Origin of the sequence: Pedobacter sp. HMWF019, from assembly GCF_003061025.1 — a bacterium.
Lineage (GTDB): Bacteria > Bacteroidota > Bacteroidia > Sphingobacteriales > Sphingobacteriaceae > Pedobacter.
On the sequence record NZ_QAIL01000562.1, the window covers coordinates 1 to 5305 of the forward strand.

At 42.8% G+C, this 5305-nt stretch carries 5 protein-coding genes; all 5 read left to right on the plus strand.

From position 1 onward, the window contains the following. The first annotated feature begins 12 nt into the window (after positions 1-12). Complete coding sequence (locus DBR11_RS27335; protein ID WP_108555719.1) at positions 13-1236, plus strand: HD domain-containing protein; 1224 nt, start codon at positions 13-15, stop codon at positions 1234-1236. Positions 1237-1359: 123 nt separating this feature from the next. Beyond that, complete coding sequence (gene lpxD, locus DBR11_RS27340) at positions 1360-2439, plus strand: UDP-3-O-(3-hydroxymyristoyl)glucosamine N-acyltransferase (RefSeq protein WP_108555715.1); 1080 nt, start codon at positions 1360-1362, stop codon at positions 2437-2439. Beyond that, on the plus strand, positions 2439-3851 hold the full coding sequence (locus tag DBR11_RS27345; RefSeq protein WP_108555716.1) for a bifunctional UDP-3-O-[3-hydroxymyristoyl] N-acetylglucosamine deacetylase/3-hydroxyacyl-ACP dehydratase: 1413 nt from the start codon (positions 2439-2441) through the stop codon (positions 3849-3851). The genes lpxD and DBR11_RS27345 overlap by 1 nt, the downstream gene beginning before the upstream one ends. Further along, positions 3848-4633: an acyl-ACP--UDP-N-acetylglucosamine O-acyltransferase gene (gene lpxA, locus DBR11_RS27350; RefSeq protein ID WP_108555717.1), complete on the plus strand. Its 786-nt coding sequence runs from the start codon at positions 3848-3850 to the stop codon at positions 4631-4633. Before DBR11_RS27345 ends, lpxA begins: the two co-directional genes overlap by 4 nt. 8 nt (positions 4634-4641) lie before the next feature. Further along, positions 4642-5262 carry an ABC transporter ATP-binding protein gene (locus DBR11_RS27355; protein ID WP_108555718.1) on the plus strand — a complete coding sequence of 207 codons (621 nt, stop codon included), beginning with the start codon at positions 4642-4644 and terminating at the stop codon, positions 5260-5262. The last annotated feature ends 43 nt before the right edge of the window (positions 5263-5305 follow it).

Below are 5305 nucleotides of genomic sequence, written 5' to 3' on the forward strand. Positions count from 1 at the left end.
ATTTATAACAGATTGAATAAAAAGAAAATAATTAATGACCCGGTATACGGGTTTATCAATATCCCCTCTGCTCTGATTTTTGATCTGATCGCTCATCCCTGGTTTCAAAGATTGAGGTATATTAAACAGTTGGGAATGACCCATCTTGTGTATCCCGGTGCTTTGCACACCCGGTTCCATCATGCTCTGGGCGCCATGCACCTGATGAGTCTTGCCATAGAGGTACTTAGAGGTAAGGGACACCAGATCAGTAAGGAAGAGGAAGAGGCGGCAACTATTGCCATTTTGCTGCACGATATAGGCCATGGGCCATTTTCACATGCCCTGGAGCATACGTTGGTGAACGGAATTCAGCATGAGGACATTTCTATGTTGATCATGGAAAAACTGAACCTGGAATTTGACGGCAGGTTGACAAGGGCGATTGATATTTTTAAAGGCAACTGTCCTAAAAAATTTCTTCACCAATTGATTTCAAGTCAGCTTGATCTGGATCGGATGGACTATCTGAACAGGGATAGTTTTTTTACCGGGGTAAGTGAGGGGGTGATCAGTTTTGACCGGATTATCAAAATGTTCAATATTGCGGATGGAGAACTGGTCATTGAAGAGAAAGGCATTTATTCTATTGAAAATTTTCTGATTGCCCGCCGGCTGATGTACTGGCAAGTGTATTTGCATAAAACAGTGATTGCGGGAGAACAGCTGCTGGTCAAGATTCTGGAAAGGGCAAAAGAACTGGCATCGGGTGGAGAAACTCTTTTTGCTACGCCGGCTTTACAGCATTTTTTACAGGGTAAGATTTCGGAACAGGACTTTTTTAAAGAAGAGTGGCATCTGCAGCAGTTTTTGAAACTTGATGACCAGGATATTTTTGCTTCGGTGAAGGTTTGGGAAAATCACCGGGATAAAATTTTGTCCAGGCTTTGTGGAATGTTAACCACCCGGAATTTATATAAGACAGAGATCAGTAATGATGCTCCTGAACAGGCGAGGGTGCAGCTGTTAAAGGAAAATGCGGCTGCGGTACTTGGTATTTCTGAAGCAGAGGCCTGTTATTTCGTTTTTACAGACGAAATCTGGAACCGGGCTTATAATGCGGGAAACAGCAATATCAATATTCTTCTGAAAAATAATGTGCGGATTGATATCGCAAAGGCATCTGATTTATCTAATTTAGAGTCGCTGGATAAGACGGTTAAAAAGCATATCCTTTGCTATCCCCGTATTATTTAGCATTTTTTAACATTAGAATTCAAATTTTATTCCGTGTTTAGTTTTTTTTCTGATCAATATTAAAAATAAGATAACCTATATGGGTTTATTTGTTCATATCAATTTAACATATACCTTTGTAAAATGCAATTTACTGCCAAGCAGATAAGCGAACTATTAAGTGGGACTATTGAGGGGGATGAAAATGTTCAGGTGGCTGAGCTTTCTAAGATAGAGGATGGTAAGGCAGGGTCTTTGTGCTTTTTATCGAATCCTAAATACGAAAACTATTTATATCAGACAGAGGCCTCTGTGGTGATTGTTGGTCAGGATTTTACACCTGCCCAGGACTTTACCTGCACCTTAATAAAGGTTAAAGATCCTTATAGTGCATTTTCTGTACTACTGGATAAGTATAATGAAATCATGAATCAGAGTGCGGATAAGTCTGGCATAGAAGAGCCCAGTTTTATCCATCCTACAGCCAAAATCGGCAAGAATGTTTTTATAGGGGCTTTTAGCTATATCGCAGAAAATGTAGTGATTGGCGACGATACAAAAATTGCCGCTCAGGTATTTATTGGAGAGGAAAGTCGGGTTGGTGCGCGTTGTGTGCTGCATCCAGGGGTGAAAATATACAACCGCTCTGTACTGGGAGACAGGATTATTATTCATTCCAATACCGTCATCGGAAGTGATGGTTTTGGTTTTGCCCCGCAAACCGATGGAACATATACCAAAATTGCCCAGATTGGCAATGTGATCATAGAAGATGATGTAGAGATTGGAGCCAATACGGCAATAGACCGGGCAACGATGGGTTCTACTTTCATCAGAAAAGGCGTTAAACTGGACAATCTGATCCAGATTGCCCATAATGTGGATGTTGGCGAACATACCGTTGTCGCTGCTCAGTCGGGTATTTCCGGAAGCACGAAGCTGGGTGGAAATTCTGTAGTTGGCGGCCAGGTGGGGATAGCCGGTCATTTATCGTTGGCCAAAGGAACTCAAATTGGGGCACAGGCTGGAGTTAATTTCAATATTACAGAAGAAAATAAACAATGGCACGGTAGTCCGGCCCAGCCATTAAGAAACTGGATGCGGGCCTCCGTTATCTTTAAACAGTTGCCAACAGTGGAGCTCAGGATTGCTGAGCTGGAGGCTAAGATTAAAAAACTCACCTTACTAATAGAACAAAGTAGTACTACAATACCAGGAAAATAATGAACGTTAAACAAAAAACCATTAAGAACGAGGTTTCGGTAAAAGGCGTGGGCCTGCATACCGGTGCAAATGTTACTTTAACTTTTTGTCCTGCTCCGGAAAACCACGGGTTTAAATTTCAAAGAATAGATCTTCCGGGTCAGCCGATCGTTGACGCAGATTGTGATAATGTGACGGATACGGCAAGGGGAACGACTATATCCCAAAATGGAGCTAGCGTAAGTACTGTAGAGCATGTGATGGCTTCTTTGGTCGGAATGGACCTGGACAATGTGCTGATGAAGCTGGATGGTCCTGAAACGCCAATTATGGATGGTAGTGCAATCCAGTTTCTGGATGCGCTGGAATTGGCAGGAGTAGTTCTTCAGGATGTAGACCGGGAATATTTCCAGATCCCGCACAACATTACTTATACAGAGGCAGACCGGAAGGTAGAAATTGTGGCTATGCCACTGGACGACTACCGGTTTACTTGTATGATTGATTATAATTCTCCTGTTTTGGGTAGTCAGCATGCTGGTATCTCCAGCATAGCAGAGTTTAAAAAAGAAATTGCTTCCTGCAGGACCTTTTGTTTTCTGCATGAACTGGAATATCAGTTGCAGAACAACCTGATCAAAGGTGGGGATTTGAACAATGCGATTGTGATCGTAGATAAAGAAGTGACCAGGGACGAATTGGATCATCTGGCAAAAATATTTAACAGAAACGCGATTGATGTAGCACCTCAGGGTATTCTGAATAACATGGAGCTCAGGCACCAAAATGAACCGGCCAGACATAAGTTATTGGATATGATCGGTGACCTTGCACTGGTTGGGGTGCATTTAAAAGGCCATATTATGGCGGCCAGGCCGGGTCATGCGGCTAACGTTGCTTTTGCAAAAAAAATTAAAGCGGCCATCAAAAAAGAAAAAAACAAAAAAGTACAGCATGTGTACGACCCGTCTGTAAAGCCTTTATATGATGTGGTGCAGATCATGGACATTTTACCACACAGGCAGCCCTTCCTGTTTATCGACAAAATCCTGGAGCTGACCAAAACTTATGTGGTGGGTGTAAAGAATGTGACGATGAATGAGGAGCTCTTTAAAGGGCATTTTCCTGGCGCTCCGGTATTTCCAGGAGTGATTCAGATTGAAGCTATGGCACAGACCGGAGGGATTTTGGTACTAAGTACTGTGCCTGATCCAAGAAATTATCTTACCTTGTTCCTGAAAATTGACAATGTGCGTTTTAGGGCGCAGGTTTCTCCCGGAGATACCATTGTTTTCAGATGTGATTTAATGGAACCGATCAGAAGGGGCATTGCACAAATGAAAGGCGTGGGTATGGTTGGTGAGAAAGTTGTAGTTGAAGCCGAAATGATGGCGCAGATTGTTAAAGTTAAAGATAGCGATAAAACGGCATGATCCAACCTCTAGCATATATACACCCACAAGCAAAAATAGCAGATAATGTTGTTATAGAGCCCTTTGCGGTGATCCATAAAGATGTGGAGATCGGTGAGGGGACCTGGATCGGATCAAATGTGGTGATCATGGACGGGGCTCGCATTGGTAAGAACTGTCGGGTTTTTCCGGGATCGGTGATCTCTGGTGTTCCGCAGGATCTTAAATTTGCGGGCGAGGTAACGACAGCTGAAATCGGAGACAATACCACGATCAGGGAGTGCGTAACCATTAACCGGGGAACAAAAGATAAATGGAAAACAGTGATTGGAAGCAATTGCCTGATCCAGGCTTATTCTCACATTGCCCATGACTGTGAAGTTGGGGACCATTGTATTTTCTCCAATAGCACCACGCTTGCGGGACATATTACGATCGGTAATTACGTGGTACTTGCCGGATTGGTGGCCATCCATCAGTTTGTTAAGGTTGGTTCACACGCTTTTGTGACCGGTGGTTCATTGGTGAGAAAAGATGTTCCTCCTTATGTAAAAGCTGCAAGGGAGCCTTTATCTTATGCGGGGATCAATTCTGTGGGTTTGAGAAGAAGGGGCTTTTCTTCTGAGAAGATCAATGAAATTCAGGAAATTTACCGGGTGCTTTTTGTGAAACATAATAATGTGACCAAGGCACTGGATATGATAGAAGCAGAGTTTAAGCCAACTGAAATCCGCGATGAAATCGTTGATTTTATCCGCAATTCGAACCGCGGGGTCATGAAGGGCTTTGGGTCTGGCAGTTAATTCAGCCGATGATCATTGACTTAAATAAAGCTGGACGCCGGTTTAACCAGGAATGGATTTTCCGGAATTTTTCTTATCAGTTTAAAGCAGGTGAGCAGTACGCGATACTTGGGCCTAACGGATCGGGAAAGTCAACTTTGTTAAGTGTACTTACAGGGAGTTTATCCCCTTCAGAAGGCACCATCACTTATAGTGAGGCTAAAAATATTCCAGTGGAGCAGATTTATAAACGCATTAGTTTTGCTGCTCCATATTTAGACCTGATCGAAGAATTTACGCTTCAGGAAACCATCAGTTTTCATTTTAAATTTAAAGAATTTAGTGCAGGAATGGATGCTGAAGGCCTATTGGAACGCCTGGGGTTAGCAAGAGCTCAGGATAAGCCTTTGAAATACTTTTCTTCCGGAATGAAGCAGCGGACCAAACTGGCACTGGCTTGTTGTGCGGATACGCCAATGTTGTTGTTGGACGAACCGACATCTAATCTGGATACACAGGGAATTGACTGGTATCATCAGCTGATTTCTGACTTTTCGGCAGATAAATTGCTGGTCGTATGCTCCAATCAGGAAGTAGAGTATTCTTTCTGTAAGCACTTTATCCAGGTAACGGATTATAAAACGGCTTAACTTATAATTGCTTTTATAATGAAAATGTCACGAAATATAGAGG